Genomic DNA, 21,198 nt, shown 5'->3' on the forward strand with positions numbered 1-21,198 from the left:
TAAAATTTATTCTAGAATGAAATTGTATTTATTACCAATTATATTTTTGACTGTATTTTTAGGTTCCTATCAAATAGGAAATACCCAAAACGAACACCCTAACATTATAATTATATATGTTGACGACTTAGGGTATGGTGATATTGGTGTTAATGGAGCAAAGGGTGTTGAAACTCCTAATATAGATCGATTAGCTCAACAAGGAATAAATTTTACAGATGCTCATTGCAGTTCGGCTACTTGTACGCCTTCGAGATACTCTTTGCTAACAGGTAATTACGCTTTTAGAAATAATGCGGCTGTTTTAGATGGAGATGCTCCTTTAATAATAGATGAAACAATGGAAACTTTACCAGCAATGCTTCAAAAGTCTGGGTATAAAACAGCTGTGGTAGGTAAGTGGCACTTAGGTTTAGGACAAGGTGAAATTGATTGGAATAAACATGTGGCTCCAGGTCCTAAAGAAGTGGGTTTTGATTATAGCTTTTTGGTGCCGGCAACCAATGATAGAGTACCCTGTGTATTTTTAGAAAACCAGGAAGTTGTGGGGTTAGATTTATCAGATCCAATTACAGTAAGCTATGGAGCTAAAATAGACGGTTATCCATTGGGTAGTGAGCACCCGGAATTATTAAAAATGCATGCAGACAAACAGCATCAGGGAGCGGTTATTAACGGAATTAGTCGCATTGGGGCCATGAAAGGAGGAAAGGATGCTCTTTGGGTAGATGAGGATATTCCTTTTGTACTATTAGACAAAGCAACCGCTTTTATAGATGAAAATAGAAGTAATAAATTCTTCTTATACTTTTCCTTAATTGATATTCACGAACCACGGGTGGCAAATATAAAATTTGTTGAAAGTAGTAGCATGGGGCCAAGAGGAGATGTTATAGCTCAAATGGATTGGTGCGTTGGACAAATTACCGAAAAACTTAAAGAGGCTAATATACTGGAAAATACACTCATAATTTTTAGTAGTGACAATGGTCCGGTTCTGGACGATGGTTACTTAGATTATGCAAAAGAACTGGTAGGAGACCATAAGCCTGGAGGCAGCTTTAGAGGTAGTAAATATTCCGTGTTTGAAGCAGGAACTCGTGTGCCTACCGTTGTATTTTGGCCGGGTACAGTCAAGCCAGCAATAAGTAATGCTTTGGTTTCGCAAGTTGATTTGTATGCATCAATTGCTCATTTAATTAAAAGTGATATACCAATAAGTGCATCGATAGATAGTAGAAACTACTTAGATACATGGTTAGGGAAATCTACTAAGGGTAGAGAGTTTTTATTGGAAGAAGGATATACTTATGGATTGAGAATGGGTAATTGGAAGTATATAGCTCCAAAAGATAAACCAACACCCAATTGGATGGAAAGAAAATTTGTAGATCCCGGATTTAGAAAAGAAGTTCAATTATATAACCTTAAAGAGGATCCAACAGAAAGTGAGAATGTTTGCAATAAACATCCTGAAATAGTTCGATTGATGTCTAAAAAACTTCTTGAAATACTTGAAAATAAAATATAAGTAAAGTCTATATTAAATAGGAATTCATCACTTGGTTTAATAAAGCTGGTTTTAATATCGGGAGGAATTGGCTATTTCAAACCGAACCAAAACTTGTAGTTATTTGACTGGGATGTTAAGAAATTGGATTACTTATCTAAATTTATTTCTAAAAAATCTAAAAAAAATTAGGGAGTTTAAGATTTAAAATCTGTCTGATAGGTGTGGGTTAAAGGTAAAGAATGAATAAAATATTTACTAGATTTTTTCTTTTTGACCTAAGAAGTAAAATTATTCACGCCAAAACAAACTATTAATAAGATTTAAAATTAAATGAAGAATCACTTAAACAGAAAAACGGATAAAATGTATGTTAAATATTTTACAGCAATTGCTCTAGGATTTATTTTGTTAAGTTGTAACTCAGTAAGAATGCAACCAAACAACCCGAAGGAAAATATAGCTGAAGTTATCGAACCAAAACATACATCAAAATTTATTAATGATATTACCGCTAAAGCACAAGAATTGATAAGTGCCAATAAATATACGCCTTTTGATGATTTACAATCTCAAAAGGAAAAGCATACTGAAGAAAATTCAGAAGTGTTTGTTAGTTCTTATAAACCTGATTTAATGACAGGTAATGAAATTTATAATTATTTACAGGTGTCTACCATGGTAATAGGTTCTGCCTATCTATGCGAAAGATGTCCAAATATTCATTTAAATTGTGCAACCGGATTTGTAATTCAAGAAGACGGTGTTGTGGTTACTAATTATCATGTCATTGATGCTAAAGAGAAAATGGATATATCGACCATCTTTGCTTCAGACTATAAAGGTAACCTATATCCTGTTTCTAAAATTTTATCAGCAAGCAAATCAAATGATGTCGCAATATTGCAATTAGATACAAGCGGTCAAAAGCTAAAAGAGTTACCACTTGCCAATGAAGAATTAGTAGGGGAAACCATTTATACTATGGGGCATCCTTTTTATAATACTTATTTTATGACCAAAGGCATTATTGGAAGAAAATACATTAAAGAACATACGAATGTGTCTAAAATAGCAATAACGGCTGATTTTGGACAGGGTTCTAGTGGTGGGCCTGTCGTTAACGAACACGGTCAGGTAGTTGGTATCGTAAGTTCTACTTATGCAAATTACAGTTACAAATCAAAAGATAAAGGAGATTTGCAATTACTCGTAAAAGAAGTTGTTCCTGTGAGTGTACTTCATAAGTATGTAAGGAGTTATCAAGAATAATTTCTGTTTAATATAAACAGCAAGAACTAAGAACGTTCGGGGCTTCTTTCTTCGAGGTTTAATTTTTTCTTTGGAGAATTTTTAATAGTGGCTCTGAACGTCTTTATAAAATTATGATAGAAACCTAGTTGAAAATCTTTTTAACCATATTTGAAGGCATAAGGGCAATATATAAAAGTAAATTATTGTCTTCAAAGCCTAATCTTATTTTTTTGAAAGCCAATCGCATTTGGGCATCAACTGTTTTTTCTGATATATTTAGTTTATTAGCAATTTCCTTGTAATTAAGACCTCTTAATTTATTAAGCTCTAAAATTTCTTTACATTTAGGAGGTAGGGTGCTTATGAGTTTTTTAAGTTTCAGGATGCGTTTTTCCTGGTATTCTTTATTTTCAGTAATTAATTCTCTTAAAATATCCTGACGTAGTTCTTCGAAAAACAAATCTTGCTTTTTGGTTGTTCGGTATTGGTCAATAAAAGTGTTATAAGCTATTTTATATAAATAACTTTTTAATGATTTTATCCCATCTAATTTTTGTCTTTTTTCCCAAATTGTAATGAATACTTGCTGCACAATATCTTCAGACGATGGGACATCGTTAGTATAGGTAGTAATAAAAATAACCAGAGGACGATAGTATTTAGAGAATAATGAATTAAAGGCTTCATTATCATTATTTGCGATAGCTTGTATTAACGCTAAATCCTCCATTGCTGCTTATTCTTTTATTAAATCTATATTATTTTTTCGAATTAATTTAAAAAAAATCTCCACTTTGAAGAAAAGTTAGAATCGCAATAAATACTCTAAAGAAGAGATAATACTTGGCTTAAAAACAAACTAAATAAAGATTATTTCAAAAAAAATAAAATTTTTTTAAGGGTATTTAAAATCTAAATACGTCTAGAGTGTAAATATAACATTAAAAAAAGTTGAAAAAATTAATTCGCAAATTTTTATCGCATTCAATTTCTGATTCAGAAAAAGAGGAACTGCGCATTTGGTTAAAGGACCAAAAGAACTATAACACATTTAAAAACTATGTGCGGGATGATTATGATTTAACGTCTTTGCTGGAAAATTTAGATGAGCAGTTAGCTTATGATGAAGTTTGGAGTAAAATAAAGAAATCAGATAAGGTACGTTTTCTAAATCCGAGAAGGGTAAGAAGTATACTCAAATATGCTGCTGTTGTTTTAATACTTCTTACAGTAGGGTATGTTACATTTAAAAATAATAGTAATCAAGTACCACAACCAATTATTGTTAATAACAACATTAAGCCAGTTAGTAATAAAGCTATTTTAACGCTACAGGATGGAACCGATATAAGTCTGGATGAGGAGCAAAATTATGAAAGCTTGAATTTAACGAATACTGGGGAAGAGTTAATTTACAAAGAAGACACATCGTCAAAAGTAGCTATTACATATAATTATTTAACGGTTCCGAGAGGAGGTGAATTTCAAGTTACGTTAACCGATGGAACAAAGGTTTGGTTAAATTCAGATAGTCAATTAAAATACCCGACAAATTTCCCTAAAGGAAAAACCAGAGAGGTCGAACTCGTTTATGGAGAAGCTTATTTTGATGTAGCCTCAAGTACTAAAAATAATGGAACTTCTTTTAAAGTTATTGCTCCAGAACAGGCAGTTCAAGTTTTAGGAACTGAGTTTAATATAAAAGCCTATTACGATGAAGAAAATGTGTCAACGACATTAGTAGAAGGTAGTATAGCTTTACTAGCCGATGGTAAAGAGGAAGTTTTAAAACCTAACGATAAAGCCACACTCAATAAAACAAATCAAGATTTATTCATTGAAACTGTAGATGTTTATAATGAAATATCATGGAGAGATAATGTATATAGTTTCGAACATAAACCATTAAAAGAAATCATGAAAGTATTATCGCGTTGGTATGATATGGAGGTTGAATTTGAAGGCGATGGTATAGAAAATATTCGCTTTAATGGTGTACTCGACAAGAAACAAAATATAGAAGAAATTATTGAGAATATAAAAGATTTAGGATTTATTAATACTTATGAGATATATGACAAAACAGTGATTTTAAAATAGAAAAAAAGGGATCGAAGAAATGAAACTTGCCGGAATCGATCTTCGTCCCTGTTATTTAGAGAATTAATTTATAAACAAACTAATCCAAAACAAATTTATGGAAAAAAAACAAACTAACTATTTTCCTTTTTTGAGGAAAAAACAGCTAATTAATATTATGAGGCTATTAACATTCTTATTATGCATTAGCTCCTTTGCAATTAATCCTGCGAAATTGATTTCACAGAATGCAAAAATTAAAATAGAAGCTAGTGAGTCTTTAACTATTGATGAGGTTTTTAAGCTTATTAGAAACCAGACAGATTACAGATTTATTTATCAGGAAGACCTTTTTAAAAATGCACCAAAGGTTTATGTGAAAAAAGGTGAAGTTAGGGTAAATGAATTGCTTAGTCAGTTTTTAATCAGTAACGATTATTCTTTCGAATTGACCAAAAACAACACCATCTTAATAAAAGATGAACTAAACACTCAACAAAAGCAATTTCGATTAACTGGAACAGTGTCAGATCAGGAAGGTATGCCTTTAATGGGAGTTAACGTCTTTGTAAAAGGAAAAACTAGCGGTAGCATAACTGATATGGATGGTAAGTTCAAGGTTACAGCTGCTAAAGGTGATATTTTGGTGTTTAGCTATATTGGATATACAACAAAGGAAATTGTAATTGAAGACCAAAAGGTATTTGATATTGTTATGGAATCTGATGTTTCTGAATTACAAGAGGTTGTTATTACGGGTTATTACGAACGAAAAAAAGAAAGCTTTACAGGAGCAGAAACTACTATTACGGGTAAGGAATTAACAGCATTGTCAAGCCAGAATATTTTGAAAGCATTGTCAATAGCAGTTCCAACATTTAAATTGGTTGAGAATAATGAATTTGGTAGTGATCCCAATAGATTACCTGATTTTGAAATAAGAGGTAGTAGTAGTATAAATACAGGCACAGAATTAAGATCTGAATTCCAAAACAATCCTAACCTTCCTACCTTTATTTTAGATGGTTTTGAAGTATCGGCGGAAATTATCTTCGATTTGGATCCTAATAGAGTAGCTAATGTTACGGTTCTACGAGATGCTGCGGCAACAGCTATTTATGGTTCCAGAGCAGCTAATGGTGTAGTTGTTATTGAAACCAAAAGACCGAAGGAGGGAAAGATGACCGTTTTCTACAATACTAATTTGGATTTTGCTGCTGCTGATTTATCGGATTATAACTTAATGAATGCTCGGGAGAAACTGGAATATGAGAATCTGGCAGGGTTGTACAACCATCCAAATGTGGCAGTAAATGAAGATCGTCAAGCTAAGTATAATGAGATATTAACTCTTGTAGAAGAGGGGGTTAATACAGACTGGATTTCTATACCAGTAAGAAAGCTTGGAACAACAAGTTCTCATTCGTTAACTATTGAAGGTGGAGATAAGCATTTTTTATACTCATTTGGTTTAAATAGTAATCAAAATGCGGGGGCTTTAAAAGGTTCAAGCCGTTCAAGAAATGGTATGAACATTAAATTACAACACACTCGAGACAACTTAAGATTTATGAATACAATGTCTTTTAACAGTGTGAAAAGTTTAAATTCTAAATATGGAAATTTTGCAGCATATACATTGTTAAATCCATATTTCTATCCTTATGATGAAAATCGTAATGTAAAACCAAATTTGTATACATTTAATGACGGGACTCAAGTACCAAATTACTTATACAACTCAACCTTAAATATTAAAAACGAGAGTGAGTATACAAATTTCCTGAATAATTTCTCTTTTTCTTGGAATGTTACAGATGCATTCAAAATTACGAGTCGAATCGGATTAAATTTAAAGAAGGGTTCGAGCGACAATTTTTTACCTGGTGATCATTCTTCTTTTGTTAATTCAGCTATTAAAGGCAGATATACTAAAGGTTCAGATAAATCATTTTCTTATGATGGAAACATTGTACTGTCTTATAACAAGATGTTTGGTGAAAAACATTTACTTAATGCTACTGGTATTTATAATATTTCAGAAACCAAATTGGATTCTTACTCAGTTACTGCTGAAAATTTTCCAAATGCAAATTTGGATCATATTAGTATGGGGACACAGTATCAGGAGGGAAGCTCACCTTCAGGGAACTATGAAGTACAGAGATTAGTAGGGTTTGTGGGTAACCTGAATTACGCTTATGATAATCGTTATGTAGCAGACCTTTCAGTAAGATCTGATGCCTCATCAATTTTTGGAGCTAACGACCGTTGGGGAACATTCTTTAGTGGTGGTTTGGGTTGGAACTTACATAAAGAAGAATTCCTTCAGGATAATGACAAGGTACAATTATTAAAGGTTAGAGCATCTTTAGGGCAAACTGGTGGAACCAAGTTTAACCCATACCAATCCTTTATGATGTTCAACTATAATGATGACTCGTTAGATAATCTGACTTATAATGGTAGTTTAGGGGCAATATTAATTGCTTTGGGTAATCCAGATTTAAAATGGCAGATTAATAATAAGTTTAATTTAGGTTTAGATTTCGGATTATTTTCAAACCGTTTAACAGGTAACTTTAACTACTACAACGAAATTTCCAAAAATCAGTTAATTAATGTTACACTGGCACCTTCAGTAGGATTCCCAACGTTTACAGAAAATTTAGGTAAGGTGAAAAATGAAGGTATTGAATTAAGTATGAGATATACCGTTTTAAAGCCGCAAAAAACTAACACTGGTTTAAAATGGGATGTATTTGTTAATGTACTGCACAATAAAAATAGCTTGTTAGAAATTAATGATGCATTAACTGCATTTAATGATAAGCAAGATGAATTGGCTGGCGATAGTGAAAATCCAATTACGAAGCCGGTTGTAAAATACGAAGAAGGTCGTTCCATTAACACAATATGGGCAGTTAAATCATTAGGTATCGATCCATCGAATGGTCAGGAAGTATTTATAGATAGAAATGGAAATATAACTAACGATTATCGATTTGGAGATCAAAGAGCGTTAGCAAGCAGAGATCCTAAGCTGGAAGGTACTTTTGGATCATTCTTAAAGTATTCTAATTTCGAATTGGGTGCATTCTTTTCATATCGATTAGGAGGGTATTTATACAACCAAACTTTGGTAGATAAGGTTGAAAACGTGAATCCTAATTCAAATGCAGATAGACGCGTTTTGTATGACAGGTGGAAACAACCTGGTGATGTTGCGTTATTCAAAGCTATTAGCGATAAATCGCAAACTTACCCATCATCGAGATTTATTGAGAAGGATAATGAATTAAGATTAGCTTCTTTAAACTTGTCCTACGATTTTAAAGACAACTTAACAAAGAAGTTAGGATTTAATCGTCTACGAGCAGCTTTTATTGCTAACGATGTATTTAGGGCTAATACGTCAAGAATAGAGCGCGGAACGTCTTATCCGTTTGCACACTATTATTCATTTAACATCCAACTATCACTTTAAAAAAACACAAAAATGAAGATTAGAATATTTCAATTTTTATTAATTATCGTATTATTTAGTTCTTGTAGTGACTACTTAGATGTTTCTCCAAAAGCTAATGTAAAGGCAGAAGATCTTTTCAAGGATGAAAGCGGCTTTAATGACGCGTTGGTAGGTGTTTATACTATCATGAGTACCAAATCATTGTATGGCGATGTTTTGAGCTATGGATATTTAGATGTTTTGGCGCAGTATTACACAAGTATAAACAATAATGAGCAACACAGATTCATTAACGCGGTGGAGTATGATTATGATAATATCACAGAAGAAAATCGTATTAAGCCTATTTGGTCAGATCATTATAAAGCCATTGCAAATCTAAATGCCATATTAGAATTTATCGATTCAGATTCAAGTAATTTTTCTGAAGGAGTTTATGAGGTGTTTAAAGGAGAAACTCTGGCACTTAGAGCGTATTTACACTTTAATTTATTAAGATTATTTGCTCAGGCACCAGTTTTAGGTACCGATGTTAAAGCCATTCCTTATGTAGATGTTTATGGTAATGAGCCACAACCGGAATCAACAATAGCTGAGGTGTTGGCTAAAATTAAAAGCGATTTGGAACTTGCTCGTACTTTAATGCAAGAAAATGATCCTTACGGGCCTAACTATGAATCAATTGACGAAGCAACAGTGCCAAGAGTACTTGAAAATCGTCAGTTCAGAATGAATTATTTTGCAGCAACAGCATTATCTGCTCAGGTAAGCTTGTATGAAGGAAATCATGAAATAGCCTTAAAATACGCCCAAGAAATTATTGGAACTGCCGATGGCGTTACTACAGCTCCAGTATCATTATTTAGATTTGCGAGTATTAGTGAAGATGTTCTTGCAGGTTCTGAAATGATTTTTGGATTAAGTATTTCAAAACTTTCAGAGTATTCAGACGTATATTTCGGGATTGATGCAGCCTCAGGACAAAAAACAAACTTCTTAGCAATAAATTCTGCTGTAATAGACCAAATATATACTTCATCAGGCGGGTCTGTGGAAGTTAGAGGAATGAATTTCTTCGGGGCCAGCTCAGGAGGATTACGACCGTTAGCCAAATTTGAAAAAGAAAATGAACGTAGAATGCCTCAATTTAGAATCTCTGAATTGTATTTGTTAGCAGCGGAAGCAGAATCAGATATTACTAATGCATTAGCATATTATAATGCTTTTACAGCTAATCGTGGTATTGAACCTCAAGGAAATGTATCAAGAGAAGAACTTGATGTATTAATTAACAAAGAATTTCAAAAGGAATTTATAGGAGAAGGTAAAATGTTCTTTTTCAATAAACGGAAAAATTCTGAAACTATTGGAATTTTGCAAGATGTGGATATGGTTCCTGAAAACTATACACTACCAATACCTGCAGCCGAATACGAATTTGGAAATCTTTAGAATTTAAAATTGAAGAATCAGAATTATGAAAAAAATAATTTATAACATAACAATATTAGCTCTTTTAGTTGGGGCATGTTTTAGTTGCGAGCCTAATGAAGGGTTGGTTTATAAAGAAAAAGACGGGTTATATTTCTTAAGTGCAACCAAGGATACAGATAGTGTATACTATTCTTTTTTAGGAAAAATTAATAATGTTGATACGTTAAAATTGCCAATACAAATTTTAGGAACTCCTATCGATCAAAATCGCACTTTTAAAGTAGAAGTAGATCAAGAAAAGACTACCGCTGTAGAAGGAGTGCATTATGAAGCTCTAAAAGGTTCATATATATTTAATGCCAACAATTTTAAACAAAATTTTAATCTGGTCTTATATAAAGACGATCCGGCACTGGAGACAGAAGATAAGATTATTGCTTTAAAAGTTGTGGAATCTGAAGATTTTAATCCTGGTTATTCGAATAGAACCAATCTAAAAGTTTATGTGACTAACAGAATAATAAAACCATCATACTGGGATACACTTCTTTATTTGTTTTTTGGTGAGTATTCGAAAGTGAAACATAATATAGTCATAAATTTAATGGGAAAGGATTTTCCTTATACGTATGATGAGGCGAGGTTTGGAGCCGGATGGGGAATAACTTATTTACAAATTCAAGGTAGAAATTGCGCAGAATACTTTATCGATAATGATGTTGATGATGAAGATGGAAATAAGATTTACGCTTGGCCGGTATACTAATCAAATTTAAACGAAACGAAATACAATGAAAAAATATATATTATTTACCTTACTAGCTGTCCTTAGCTTGGTTGGTTGTGTAAAAGATGACACTGTACACGATTTTAAAACGTTAAATGAAATTACCATTTCGGGGTTAGAAGATTCGTACGGATTTAATTATCTGGAGGAGGTTTCCGTGATTCCAACGGTTACAGTTACCAATGCGGTTGAAGATAATTTGGAGTACCGCTGGTATATGTTCACCACAACGAGTCGGTTTGAGGCAGATACGTTGTCAAAAGAGAAAGATTTTAAAGTGATAATGACGGCTCCGCCAGCTGAAGATTACACACTAGTGTTTAGTGTAAAAGATGTATCAACAGGTATTGTTACAAAAAAGGAAATGGCTTCAGCTGTATATGGTCCTTTGTCTAAAGGCTGGGTAGTTATTGCAGAACAAGCAGGGCAAAAGGTGATTAATTTTGCAAAAGAAGATCAAACAGTACTTTATGATGTTTTTGCAAACTCCAATGCTGGTATTTCTCTTCAAGATCCTTACATGGTTAGAGCTTTAAACCCAAATGATAACAAGCCTCAGATGAAAAATGTATCTGTTTTTTCTAAAAATGAGGATGGCGGGTTTATACTTAATCCGAATTCGTTTAAAGTTACCGGAACATTTAGAGATGCGTTTTATCAAGTTCCCGCTGCAGCAGAATTAAATGTTAATGCATTCCAGAACTTTACGTTTACAGAGTATTTAATGGTTAATGGAAAAGTACATACGCGTTCAGTTAGTTCTGGAGATCCAATTTGGAGAACCCCATTAATTATTATTGAAGGAGAGTCTAGTTATGAAATGGCGCCTTCAATTGGTGATAATACTTACCAAGGGGTATATTTTGATAATTTACATTCTCGTATTTTATTTCATTCAAGCTATAACCTTGGGTATCTAAGTGAGATTTCTGATATCGGAGCGAAAAATTTAAATTTTACAGCTAGTTTAATTCAAAGAGGTGGTGTTGTAAGGTCTCCAGAGACGGCATCATCTTATTTTGTAATAGGGCATGATAATAATGATCCTTCAAAAATAGCGATGAAAAGTTTTCTGTTAGGGTTGCGTCCACCATATAATTTTTACGACAATGGAACTCTGGTTTTCCCTGAAGCAAATTATCCTGGGCTATATGCTTCAACCATGATGCAATCCGGTTATGATGCGTTAATTAGAGGAATTTTATGGTACAGTGATGGTAAAAAATTATATGCAATGAACACTCAGGCAGCAGAACCAACTGAAGTGGTAATTCGAGATTTTGAGGCGGAAGGAATCATTGTAGATACCATGAGAATGATACCTTACGTTGGCAGTTTTAATAGAACGTATTATTATCTGGCATTAGCCGTTAGAAATACAAATTTAACCGAAAATCAGGCAGGTATTCTTGTTTACCAAGGAGGAACTGTTGGAGGAATTAATATTGCCGAGGTCGAAAGTATTTACGGATTGGGTGATAAAATCATAGACTTCGATCAAAAATTAAATTAATCAAATAAAATAAAATGAATAAGAAAATTAGAATTGCCTATTTACTATTGTTAATAGGAGGGATGATTAATGCCCAAGGTATTGAGTTTTTTCATGGGAAATACGAAGATGCCTTGAAAAAAGCAGATAGGGAAAAGAAAAATATTTTTGTAGACGTATATACAACCTGGTGTGGACCTTGTAAGCAGATGTCTAAAAATACATTTACAGATGCCGAGGTAGGTAAATATTTTAATGAAAACTTTGTTGCTATTAAATTGGATGCTGAAAATGAGGTAGATAGTCCGTTTTTTGAAAAATATCAGGCTTCAGCTTATCCTACCTTATTCTGGTTGGATTCAAAGGGAGATATTTTAGATCAATACTCAGGATATATGGATCCAAAGGCATTAATTGACAGAACAAATGTAGCCTTAAAAACTAATATTATGGCCGATTATAAAGCGGCAGAGCACAAGTGGAATACAGAAAAACGTGATTTTGATATTTATCAAGGTTACGTAATGAAATATGTTAATAAATTAAATAGAGACCAGGTATTTCCCTTAACAGTTGAGTTTTTTGAAGGATTGACAGAGGAAGAAAAATTGTCACAAGAAGCCTATGGAATATTGATGATGTTTACTAGAAATCCCGAACACAATATATTGTTCGATACGCTTCTTAAAAACTGGAAGCACTACATGGAGTTGGTTAATAATGACCCTGAAGCCTGGAGGCGTATGTACACTGCTTTAGTAAGAAAAATTGCAGTAGCAAGAGCGAAAAAAGATGATGAAGCTATAGAGCAACATTTGAAATTCATGGAAGACTTAAATTGGGAATATAAAGACATCTTTGTTGAGTCTATTGATCTTGAAAACTTGATTAATGAGAAAAAGTATGGCTTGGCTATCGACAGAATGTTCGAGTTGACAGAAGAATATAAAGATTATCCGTTCTTGTATAAGCAATATTTTTATTCGTTAGTTGTAAGTGGCTACTTTTTAAACGATAATGTAAATATGGAGCAGGCAAATAAGTTAATAGAGTTTACAAGAAGAAATGCAAAGTTTAAGGCGACTCAGGAATCTATGTTGTATATGGCGATTGCCTATGCAAATAAAGGTGACTATAAAACAGGTTATGAATATTTAGCTTCATTAGGGTTTTATCCAAAACCAATGTTATCTAATGCTATTTATAGATTTGTAAAACTGCCAAATCCAAAGAAGGAATTTCCTTGGTAAAAGATTGATGATATCTTAAAAATTCCCCCTATGGTAAATTTACATTTGGGGGATTTTTTATGTTTAAAATTAAATTGTATAAAGTTTTAGTATCTTTTCATCTTGTTTGTTGTTTTATGGTTTTTTGCGTTCCTATGGTCGGAAATTGTTATAGAGGTTTCTGTTTAAGGAAATGAAAATGTTTGGACATTTTTATAGAGTAAAACTGAAAAAATTAGAATTTAAAAGTTATTAAAAGAAAGATTGAAATGTTAGTTAATCATTAATTATGAGAATTATAAAAATATCAGCTGTTTTAGGTTTTATAATATGTTTTTCTTGTTTACAAGCCCAGACACTTGATCCAGTCATAGAAAACCCCGAGATAACAGAAATCAATAAATTGGAAGCAAGATCAAGTTTTTTTCCTTATCGAAGTATGGAGCTGGGTAAATCCAATGACTTAACGAATGCAGAAAACTATTTATTGTTAAATGGAATTTGGAAATTTAATTACAGCGAATCACTGGAAGGGCGTCCGGCAGATTTTTATAAAAACAATTATGATACTTCCACATGGAACTCTATAAAGGTTCCGGCAAACATAGAGTTGCAAGGTTATGGCTTTCCAATATATGTTAATGCAGGATACCCGTTTGCAAAAGGAAAAGTTTCTCCGCCCGATATACCAGATGAATATAATCCTGTAGGGTCTTATAAACGAGATTTTGAGCTGCCATCTAATTGGAACGAAGACAAAATTTATATTCATTTAGGAGCGGTAAAATCGGCTTTTTATATCTGGATAAATGGGGAGCAAGTGGGCTATAGCCAGGGTTCAAAATTACCGGCTGAATTTGATGTTACCCAATATGTAAAACTAGGAAAGAACAGTGTTGCTTTAGAGGTGTATCGATGGAGTGATGGCAGTTATTTAGAAGATCAGGATTTTTGGAGACTATCAGGAATCGAGCGTGATGTCTATTTGTATTCCAGACCGCAGGTACAATTACAAGACTATTGGGCTAAAGCTGGTTTAGTTAATAATTACACCGATGGCGATTTTAACTTAACCTTGGATGTCAAAAGTTTTAGCTCTAAAAAGCAAAAAGGTAGAGTAGAGGTGAAACTTTTAAAATCAGGAGAAGAGGTGTTTTCAGGTTCATCAGGATACGAATTATTGGAAAACGGTACATCTACTTTATCATTCACCCAAATTATTAAGGATGTCAAATCATGGTCTGCCGAAGATCCTGCACTTTATGAATTGGATATAGTTGTAAAGGATAAAAAAGGAGGTGTTTTAGAAGCGATTTCAAAAAAGGTGGGATTCAGAACTTCAGAAGTAAAGGACGGTCAGTACCTGTTAAATGGTCAACCTATTTTATTTAAAGGTGTCAATCGACATGAGCACGATCCTGTTACGGGACATGTGGTATCTAGGCAAGACATGTTAAAGGATATCCAGTTGTTTAAGCAGTATAATATTAATGCAGTACGCACCTGTCACTATCCTAATGACCCTTATTTTTATGAATTATGTGATAAGTATGGTATTTACATGATTGATGAAGCCAATATCGAATCACACGGTATGGGGTATGCGCTGCATAAAACTTTGGCAAACAATCCGGAATGGTTAAAAGCACATATGGAGCGTACCGAACGTATGATAGAGCGCGACAAAAATCATCCTTCCGTCATTATTTGGTCTTTAGGAAATGAAGCAGGTAACGGCTATAATTTTTATAATACGTATCTATTAGCCAAGAAATTAGATACGACGCGTCCTACTCAATACGAGCGTGCCGGATTGGAATGGAATACCGATTTATTTGTGCCTATGTATGCGACCCCAAAATATGTGGAAGAATACGCTAATAATGAAGAATTCATAAAACCTTTAGTTCAATGTGAATACGCTCATGCCATGGGGAATAGTATGGGAGGGTTTAAAGAATACTGGGATCTATACGAGAAGTACGATAAGTTACAAGGCGGATTTATCTGGGACTGGGTAGATCAGGGAATTAAAACAGTAAAAAATGGTAGAGAGATTTATGCCTATGGAGGTGATTTTGGCCCTGAAGGTACACCAAGTGATAATAATTTTTTAAATAATGGATTAGTACAACCAGATAGAACACCAAATCCACATATTCATGAAGTAAAATATGTTCATCAGAATGTGAAGTTTTACGATAAAGCTGTTTCTAAAGGATATATTACCATGAAAAACTGGTACTTCTTCAGAGATTTATCAAACTACACATTAAACTGGGAGGTAATAGAAAATGGTATTGTTGTTGAAAACGGTAGTATAGATAACATCACAACTAAACCACAAGCAAAGACAACATTACATATTCCATTTAAAACGTCTTTCAAACCAGATGAAGATTATTTTCTAAATATTGATGTGAAGTTAAAAGCTGACGAACCACTTTTAGAGTCGGGGTATACAATAGCTTATGAGCAGTTTCAGTTACAGGGAGCGTCTATCAAAGCACCAGAACTTTCGACTCAGCCAATTAGTTACAAAGAACAGAATGATGTTCTTACAGTAAATGGAGATGATTTTAAGTTAGTTTTTAATACGGTTACAGGTGTATTAGAGCAATATATTTACAAAGGAAACAGTCTAATGACCTCTGGACCAAAAGTTAACTTCTGGCGCGCACCAAACGATAATGATTATGGAGCTCAGACACAGAAAAAGTATAAAATATGGAAGGATACAGCCAAAGGAATAGGGACAAAAAGCTCAATCAAAACACTAAATGAGTCGAGTGTAGAAGTGCGTTTTATACGAGACTTACTAAACGGAGATGCTCAGGTAGTAGAAACCTACGTTGTACATGGTAACGGTGCAATTCAAATAACCAATGAATTTAAAGCTATTAAAGGCTCGCATCCTAACCTGTTTAAATTTGGAAATCGTTTAATCTTACCGAAAGATTATAAGACGATTAAGTATTACGGGAAAGGCCCCTTTGAGGCTTACGCTGATCGTCAACACGCAGCTAAAGTCGGTTTGTATACACAAACAGTCAAGGAGCAGTATTTTCCATATATACGACCTCAGGAAACGGGAAACAAGCTAGATGTACGTTGGGTTGATATAATTAAGGAAAATGGTTCTGGCCTTAAGTTTATAAGCTCTATACCATTTAGGTTTTCAGCATTAAACTACAGCCAGGAGGATTTAGATTCGGGAGATGAAAAAGGGCAAAAACATGCCGGTGAGTTAGATGCAAGACCGGAGGTTTATATAAATATTGATGGGTTTCAGCAAGGATTAGGAAGTATTAATAGTTGGGGCACATTACCAATGGACCAGTATCTACTGCCGTATAAAGATTATTCTTATTCATATTGGATGATGCCACTTGAAGAGTAAAGTAATTAGAATTTTATTTTTTGATAAAAACAAAGGGCATAAATATCAGAAGATCGAATGAATTAAGAAGGATATATCGTTGTCTAATTTTTGTTGGATATATTTTCAATATGAGAAATTTTGTGTCAGTTGAAGTATTGAATTATTTTGAAAAATATATTCTAATCCAATGGTAAGATTATATGAATCAATTGTATTATTTTTATTAAAAATTAAATGTCTAATCCAGACATCAAACTGAATACGATTTGAATACGGAAACGAATACGTTTTTGTAAATCGAGCGGCTGAAAACCCTAGTAAAAAGGGTTTTGGGAGGTTGTGGCTTCAAGCTCATAACCCGAAGGTCACAGGTTCGAGTCCTGTTCCCACTACGAAGCTTAAGTCAAGCAAAATCAACGGTTTAGTTTTCACTAAACCGTTTTTTTATGGCTATAATTAAAGAAATTCTTACCTTAGCATACGTTTGTGAATACGAAAGTGCATACGATTTGTCCCAACAGAAGAAATTTTCTAACCCAAAAATATTTACGGCTAACGGCGATTTAAGTAAACGCTGGTACGTCTATTTTTCTTATCGAAATCCTAAAACAGGAAAACTAAAACGGGTGACTCCCATTTATGGCGAAGCCAACAGGTATAAAACAAAAGAAGAGCGACTTTTTGTTTTAACGAAATACCAGAAAGTGCTTCTTAAATTACTTAAAGAAGGATTTAATCCGTTTGAAGATAACAGTGAACTTATAGAGCAGCGTAAGGCTAAACAGGAAGATCTTCAGAATGAAATAAAGAAGATTAATCCCAAAGAAGAAGAAAAAGAGTCAGAAGCTCCTAAAATGACTATAAAGGAAGCATTCGACTATGGCTTAAAATTAAAAGAGAAGTTACTTAGCAAAACGACTAAGCGAGCCTATGAGAATCGCTTAAAAAACTTTTTACTGTGGTTAGAAACAGATAAGCCAGATTTGAAAACCATTGATAAACTTGACGAAAGGGTTGTAAGTGAGTTTTTGAATAATGTATTAACCAATACAAGTGCTCGTAACAGAAATAATTATCGTGTAGATTTAAGCAGCATTGTTCAGGTGTTGGTAGATAATTATATCATAAGTCAAAACTATGTAAAGAAAATACCTGTTCTTAAAACTATTCCACAGCGTAATAAGACTTATACTTTAGAAAAGCAGGAGGATATTTATAGTTATTTGGAAAAGGAAGATCCAACCTTATTGCTGTTTATTAAGTTTATATCCTATAATTTTTTAAGACCGATAGAAGTCTGTAGACTTAAGGTAGAAGATATTGACTTGAAAAATAAAACTGTTCGTTTTATGGCTAAAAGTGGCGTGGTGAAAACGAAGATTATTCCTGATTTACTGATAGAAGACTTACCGGATCTATCTCATTTAAATAAGAAACTGGATGTATTTACACCCGATGGTATAGGTGGTCACTGGGATATAGATGAAGATAACAAGCGGGATTATTTTACTAAGCGTTTTAAACGAGTGGTAAAGGATCATTTTAATCTAGGAACTGATTACGGATTGTATAGTTTCAGGCATACATTTATAACAAAATTGTATCGAGCTTTAGTTAAGGCTTCGTCGCCTTTTGAAGCTAAAAGTAGATTGATGTTAATTACAGGTCATAGCTCCATGGGGGCTCTTGAAAAATACTTAAGAGATATAGACGCTGAACTTCCGGCAGATTATTCAGCTTTATTAAAGTAAAATGAAGTATAATTTAAAGCAAAACTTATGGGGTTAGAAGAATTGTTTGAAGAACTTCAAATGAAGCTGTATAAGCCGTTTATTTTTTATATTCCTAGTTCTGTAATACCAGAGGAGAAAAACCTCGAATTTCAAGATGCTAAGTATGCCGTTTATTTTAACAATGTCGTTTTAATAGATAGTAAGGGATTTGATAGGGAGCTTAAAGCTGAACCTTCGTACTATGAAATGATGACTAAAAAAGCTTCACTGGATAAAACCCTTTTTAAGTTTTTAGAAAAGAAGGAAGCATTAGAGGTAAACCAATTTGAATTTCTGTTAGAAAAGTATCTTGAGCATTTAAACTTTTGTGTGTATGTTTCAGAATGGTTATTTACAAACCTGGTGAATCATATTACGTGCTATAGTGAAGAAACTAAAAATACATTTAAGCTACAATCCAATACATTTGCCAATCATTTTAGTGATGTTAAAAGCAAATTGTTAATAACTGACCGTTTTAAAAACAAGCCCATTGATGTGCTTAATTTTGTTCAAAATAAAGTGCCTGTTGTTAATAACACATTGAAAACTATAATACCTGAAGACCAAGAGTTGAAACCAGAAAAGGAAATAAAGAAAAGACCTAAAAAGCAAATGCCACTTTTAGTTGATGAACAGGTTGAAGATTTTTTGTTACGAACGGTATTTAATGCTAGTTAGTGTTAGAGGGAGTGTTTATTCAATGATGCACAGACTTTGGTTAGTTCAGCTGAGTACCAATAATTTTCAAAGGAAAAAAAGCAACCTTAAATCCAGAAGGAGTAAGTTTAAATAAACCTTAATTTATGTTAACGACTCTGCGAATAAAGAATAGTAATATATTGTCCTCTCCAAAACCATCTCTTATTTTTTTAAAAGCAACTCGCATATGAGATTCAACGGTCTTTTTCGAAATGTTAAGTTTAGTGGCTATTTCTTCGTATTTTAAACCTTCAAATTTATTAAGTTCTAAAACTTTTTTACAGATAGGAGGAAGTGTTTCTATTAGTTTCTTTAAGCGTTTTACCTTTTGCTCTAAATCATCTTTGTTTTCAGATAGGTGCTGTGCTGTTATTTCAGATTTAAAGTTTTCAAGAAGATCTAATCTTCTTCTCGTTTTTCTGTAATCATTTATATAAGTAGTATAAGCAGCAGAAAATAAGTACCCTTTTACGGATTTGTTAATTATTATACTTTCTCTATTAATCCAAAGATTTATAAAAACCTGTTGAGCGACGTCTTCTGCTAATTGAAGATCATTATTTAGCGATCTAATATAGCGTACCAAAGTCCTATAATGTTCTTTAAACAATATATCAAAAGCTTCGCTGTCATCTTTTTTAATCCTATGAATTAGATCTAATTCTTTCATTCATAATTAGCTATTAACATTACAAGAGTACAAAAGTTTTGAAAAAAAAGTAAAAAAAAATGATTTTTCACTAAGGGTTTTTTGAAAATGATGTTGACATACTAATAAATAAGATATTTTGTTAAAATTAAATGAAAAAATTAGTAATTAAATATTTAAACGACTCGATTTCAGATTCTGAATACCAAGAGTTATTGCTTTTGTTGAGAAAACCTAAAAACAAGCAAAAATTTACAGAATTAGTTAAAGAAAATTGTAATGTAAATATTGCTTATGAAGAGATTGATGAAGAATTGGCTTTAAATAAAGTTAAGACAGCAATAAATAGAAGTAAGGCAGCTCCTAAGAGATATGTTTGGAAATACACAGTGGCAGCAACAATTGCTATTATGCTTACTTGTGGCTATATTTTTAGGGATATTATATTTAATAATGTTACGTCTTTAGATAATAACCCAAGAATGGTAAATACTCCTACTCCAGGTATAGATAAAGCAGTATTGACTTTAGAAGACGGAACTGAAGTGGTGTTAGAAAATGGTGTGATTTATGAAAGTAATTACGCAACTAGTAAAGGGCAGGAAATTGTCTACAATGCAATCAAAGAATCTGAAGAGATTGTATATAATTATTTAACAATACCAAGAGGAGGACAGTATCGTATAGAATTATCAGATGGGACTCAAGTGTGGTTAAATTCAGAAACTAAATTAAAATACCCTGTTAGTTTTATTGATGGTAAGGTTCGAGAAGTCGAATTGGTTTATGGTGAGGCTTATTTTGATGTGTCTTCTAGTATTCTTCATAAAGGAAGTAAATTCAAAGTTTTTACTAAAGATCAAGAGATAGAAGTATTAGGAACAGAGTTTAATGTAAAAGCTTATATGGATGAAAATTATATTTATACAACATTGGTTGAAGGGAAAGTTGCTTTAAATACTTCAAATTTAAGAGAGCTATTGAAACCCAATCAACAAGCCACATTTAGTTTAATAGATGATGATATTACTGTAGAAGAAGTAGATGTTTATTACGAAACAGCATGGAAAAAAGGAATGTTTGCTTTTAAAAATAAAACGCTTAAAGAAATCATGAAAGTATTGTCTAGATGGTATGACGTAGATGTAGTTTTTGAAGACAAGACTTTAGAAGATGTACAATTTAAAGGTGTTGTTAATAAGAATCAAAATATGGACTTAATACTAACCCTTATTAAAAACACAAAATATATAAAAGCTTATGAAATAAAAAACAATACAATCATACTTAAAAACTAACAAAAAGAAGGGAATAAAGTTTCTGCTCGCCAAAGTATACTGCTTTATCCCCATTAAATTATTAATTATTTAAAACACGGTTTAATTAACTAACAACAAACAAATTTATGGAATTTATGTTAACCAAATTGCCTTTTCTAT

Annotated in this window: 14 protein-coding genes; 12 read left to right on the forward strand and 2 right to left on the reverse strand. The window is 32.8% G+C overall.

Annotation, left to right across the window (positions count from 1 at the left end):
• Positions 1 to 16 precede the first annotated feature (16 nt).
• A complete protein-coding gene (locus tag NO995_RS14675; RefSeq protein WP_258228145.1) occupies positions 17 to 1,531 on the forward strand; it encodes an arylsulfatase in 1,515 nt (504 codons plus the stop codon).
• Between the two features lie 312 nt (positions 1,532 to 1,843).
• Entirely contained in the window at positions 1,844 to 2,782 is a 939-nt protein-coding gene (locus NO995_RS14680) for a serine protease (protein ID WP_258228146.1), read from the forward strand.
• Positions 2,783 to 2,906: 124 nt separating this feature from the next.
• Here NO995_RS14680 and NO995_RS14685 read toward each other — a convergent pair whose 3' ends face one another.
• Complete coding sequence (locus NO995_RS14685; protein WP_258228147.1) at positions 2,907 to 3,494, reverse strand: RNA polymerase sigma factor; 588 nt, start codon at positions 3,492 to 3,494, stop codon at positions 2,907 to 2,909.
• 221 nt (positions 3,495 to 3,715) lie between these two features.
• On the opposite strand from NO995_RS14685, the gene NO995_RS14690 reads away from it, so the two are divergent.
• The 9 genes from NO995_RS14690 (at position 3,716) to NO995_RS14730 (ending at position 19,089) form a co-directional block, all read left to right on the forward strand.
• Positions 3,716 to 4,864 (forward strand): FecR family protein, encoded by a 1,149-nt coding sequence (locus NO995_RS14690; RefSeq protein WP_258228148.1) that lies wholly within the window; start codon positions 3,716 to 3,718, stop codon positions 4,862 to 4,864.
• 157 nt (positions 4,865 to 5,021) lie between these two features.
• Positions 5,022 to 8,330: a SusC/RagA family TonB-linked outer membrane protein gene (locus NO995_RS14695; RefSeq protein ID WP_258228149.1), complete on the forward strand. Its 3,309-nt coding sequence runs from the start codon at positions 5,022 to 5,024 to the stop codon at positions 8,328 to 8,330.
• A gap of 12 nt (positions 8,331 to 8,342) precedes the next feature.
• Positions 8,343 to 9,764 (forward strand): RagB/SusD family nutrient uptake outer membrane protein, encoded by a 1,422-nt coding sequence (locus NO995_RS14700; RefSeq protein WP_258228150.1) that lies wholly within the window; start codon positions 8,343 to 8,345, stop codon positions 9,762 to 9,764.
• 25 nt (positions 9,765 to 9,789) lie between these two features.
• A complete protein-coding gene (locus tag NO995_RS14705; RefSeq protein WP_258228151.1) occupies positions 9,790 to 10,512 on the forward strand; it encodes a DUF4843 domain-containing protein in 723 nt (240 codons plus the stop codon).
• A 25-nt stretch (positions 10,513 to 10,537) separates the two neighbouring features.
• A complete protein-coding gene (locus NO995_RS14710; RefSeq protein WP_258228152.1) occupies positions 10,538 to 12,046 on the forward strand; it encodes a PKD-like family lipoprotein in 1,509 nt (502 codons plus the stop codon).
• 14 nt (positions 12,047 to 12,060) lie between these two features.
• Positions 12,061 to 13,275 carry a thioredoxin fold domain-containing protein gene (locus tag NO995_RS14715; protein ID WP_258228153.1) on the forward strand — a complete coding sequence of 405 codons (1,215 nt, stop codon included), beginning with the start codon at positions 12,061 to 12,063 and terminating at the stop codon, positions 13,273 to 13,275.
• Between the two features lie 268 nt (positions 13,276 to 13,543).
• Positions 13,544 to 16,654: a glycoside hydrolase family 2 TIM barrel-domain containing protein gene (locus NO995_RS14720; protein ID WP_258228154.1), complete on the forward strand. Its 3,111-nt coding sequence runs from the start codon at positions 13,544 to 13,546 to the stop codon at positions 16,652 to 16,654.
• A gap of 428 nt (positions 16,655 to 17,082) precedes the next feature.
• Positions 17,083 to 18,387, forward strand: a complete 1,305-nt coding sequence (locus tag NO995_RS14725; protein WP_258228155.1) for a site-specific integrase — start codon at positions 17,083 to 17,085, stop codon at positions 18,385 to 18,387.
• A gap of 27 nt (positions 18,388 to 18,414) precedes the next feature.
• Positions 18,415 to 19,089, forward strand: coding sequence for a hypothetical protein (locus tag NO995_RS14730; RefSeq protein ID WP_258228156.1), 675 nt, complete (start codon positions 18,415 to 18,417; stop codon positions 19,087 to 19,089).
• Between the two features lie 118 nt (positions 19,090 to 19,207).
• Here the strand turns inward: NO995_RS14730 and NO995_RS14735 are convergent, their stop codons facing one another.
• The gene (locus NO995_RS14735) at positions 19,208 to 19,780 is read right to left on the reverse strand and encodes an RNA polymerase sigma factor (protein WP_258228157.1); all 573 of its coding nucleotides are present in this window, start codon (positions 19,778 to 19,780) and stop codon (positions 19,208 to 19,210) included.
• 131 nt (positions 19,781 to 19,911) lie between these two features.
• On the opposite strand from NO995_RS14735, the gene NO995_RS14740 reads away from it, so the two are divergent.
• Positions 19,912 to 21,057: a FecR family protein gene (locus tag NO995_RS14740; protein WP_258228158.1), complete on the forward strand. Its 1,146-nt coding sequence runs from the start codon at positions 19,912 to 19,914 to the stop codon at positions 21,055 to 21,057.
• Positions 21,058 to 21,198 lie beyond the last annotated feature (141 nt).

Origin of the sequence: Aestuariibaculum sp. M13 (assembly GCF_024723255.1) — a bacterium.
Classification (GTDB): domain Bacteria; phylum Bacteroidota; class Bacteroidia; order Flavobacteriales; family Flavobacteriaceae; genus Aestuariibaculum; species Aestuariibaculum lutulentum.

Bases quoted from the DNA above. Each gene is read 5' to 3' on its own strand.
- NO995_RS14675 (WP_258228145.1), top strand. From the start codon at position 17: ATGAAATTGTATTTATTACCAATTATATTTTTGACTGTATTTTTAGGT.
- NO995_RS14680 (WP_258228146.1), top strand. From the start codon at position 1,844: ATGAAGAATCACTTAAACAGAAAAACGGATAAAATGTATGTTAAATAT.
- NO995_RS14685 (WP_258228147.1), bottom strand. From the start codon at position 3,494: ATGGAGGATTTAGCGTTAATACAAGCTATCGCAAATAATGATAATGAA.
- NO995_RS14695 (WP_258228149.1), top strand. From the start codon at position 5,022: ATGAGGCTATTAACATTCTTATTATGCATTAGCTCCTTTGCAATTAAT.
- NO995_RS14700 (WP_258228150.1), top strand. From the start codon at position 8,343: ATGAAGATTAGAATATTTCAATTTTTATTAATTATCGTATTATTTAGT.
- NO995_RS14705 (WP_258228151.1), top strand. From the start codon at position 9,790: ATGAAAAAAATAATTTATAACATAACAATATTAGCTCTTTTAGTTGGG.
- NO995_RS14710 (WP_258228152.1), top strand. From the start codon at position 10,538: ATGAAAAAATATATATTATTTACCTTACTAGCTGTCCTTAGCTTGGTT.
- NO995_RS14715 (WP_258228153.1), top strand. From the start codon at position 12,061: ATGAATAAGAAAATTAGAATTGCCTATTTACTATTGTTAATAGGAGGG.
- NO995_RS14720 (WP_258228154.1), top strand. From the start codon at position 13,544: ATGAGAATTATAAAAATATCAGCTGTTTTAGGTTTTATAATATGTTTT.
- NO995_RS14725 (WP_258228155.1), top strand. From the start codon at position 17,083: ATGGCTATAATTAAAGAAATTCTTACCTTAGCATACGTTTGTGAATAC.
- NO995_RS14730 (WP_258228156.1), top strand. From the start codon at position 18,415: ATGGGGTTAGAAGAATTGTTTGAAGAACTTCAAATGAAGCTGTATAAG.
- NO995_RS14735 (WP_258228157.1), bottom strand. From the start codon at position 19,780: ATGAAAGAATTAGATCTAATTCATAGGATTAAAAAAGATGACAGCGAA.
- NO995_RS14740 (WP_258228158.1), top strand. From the start codon at position 19,912: ATGAAAAAATTAGTAATTAAATATTTAAACGACTCGATTTCAGATTCT.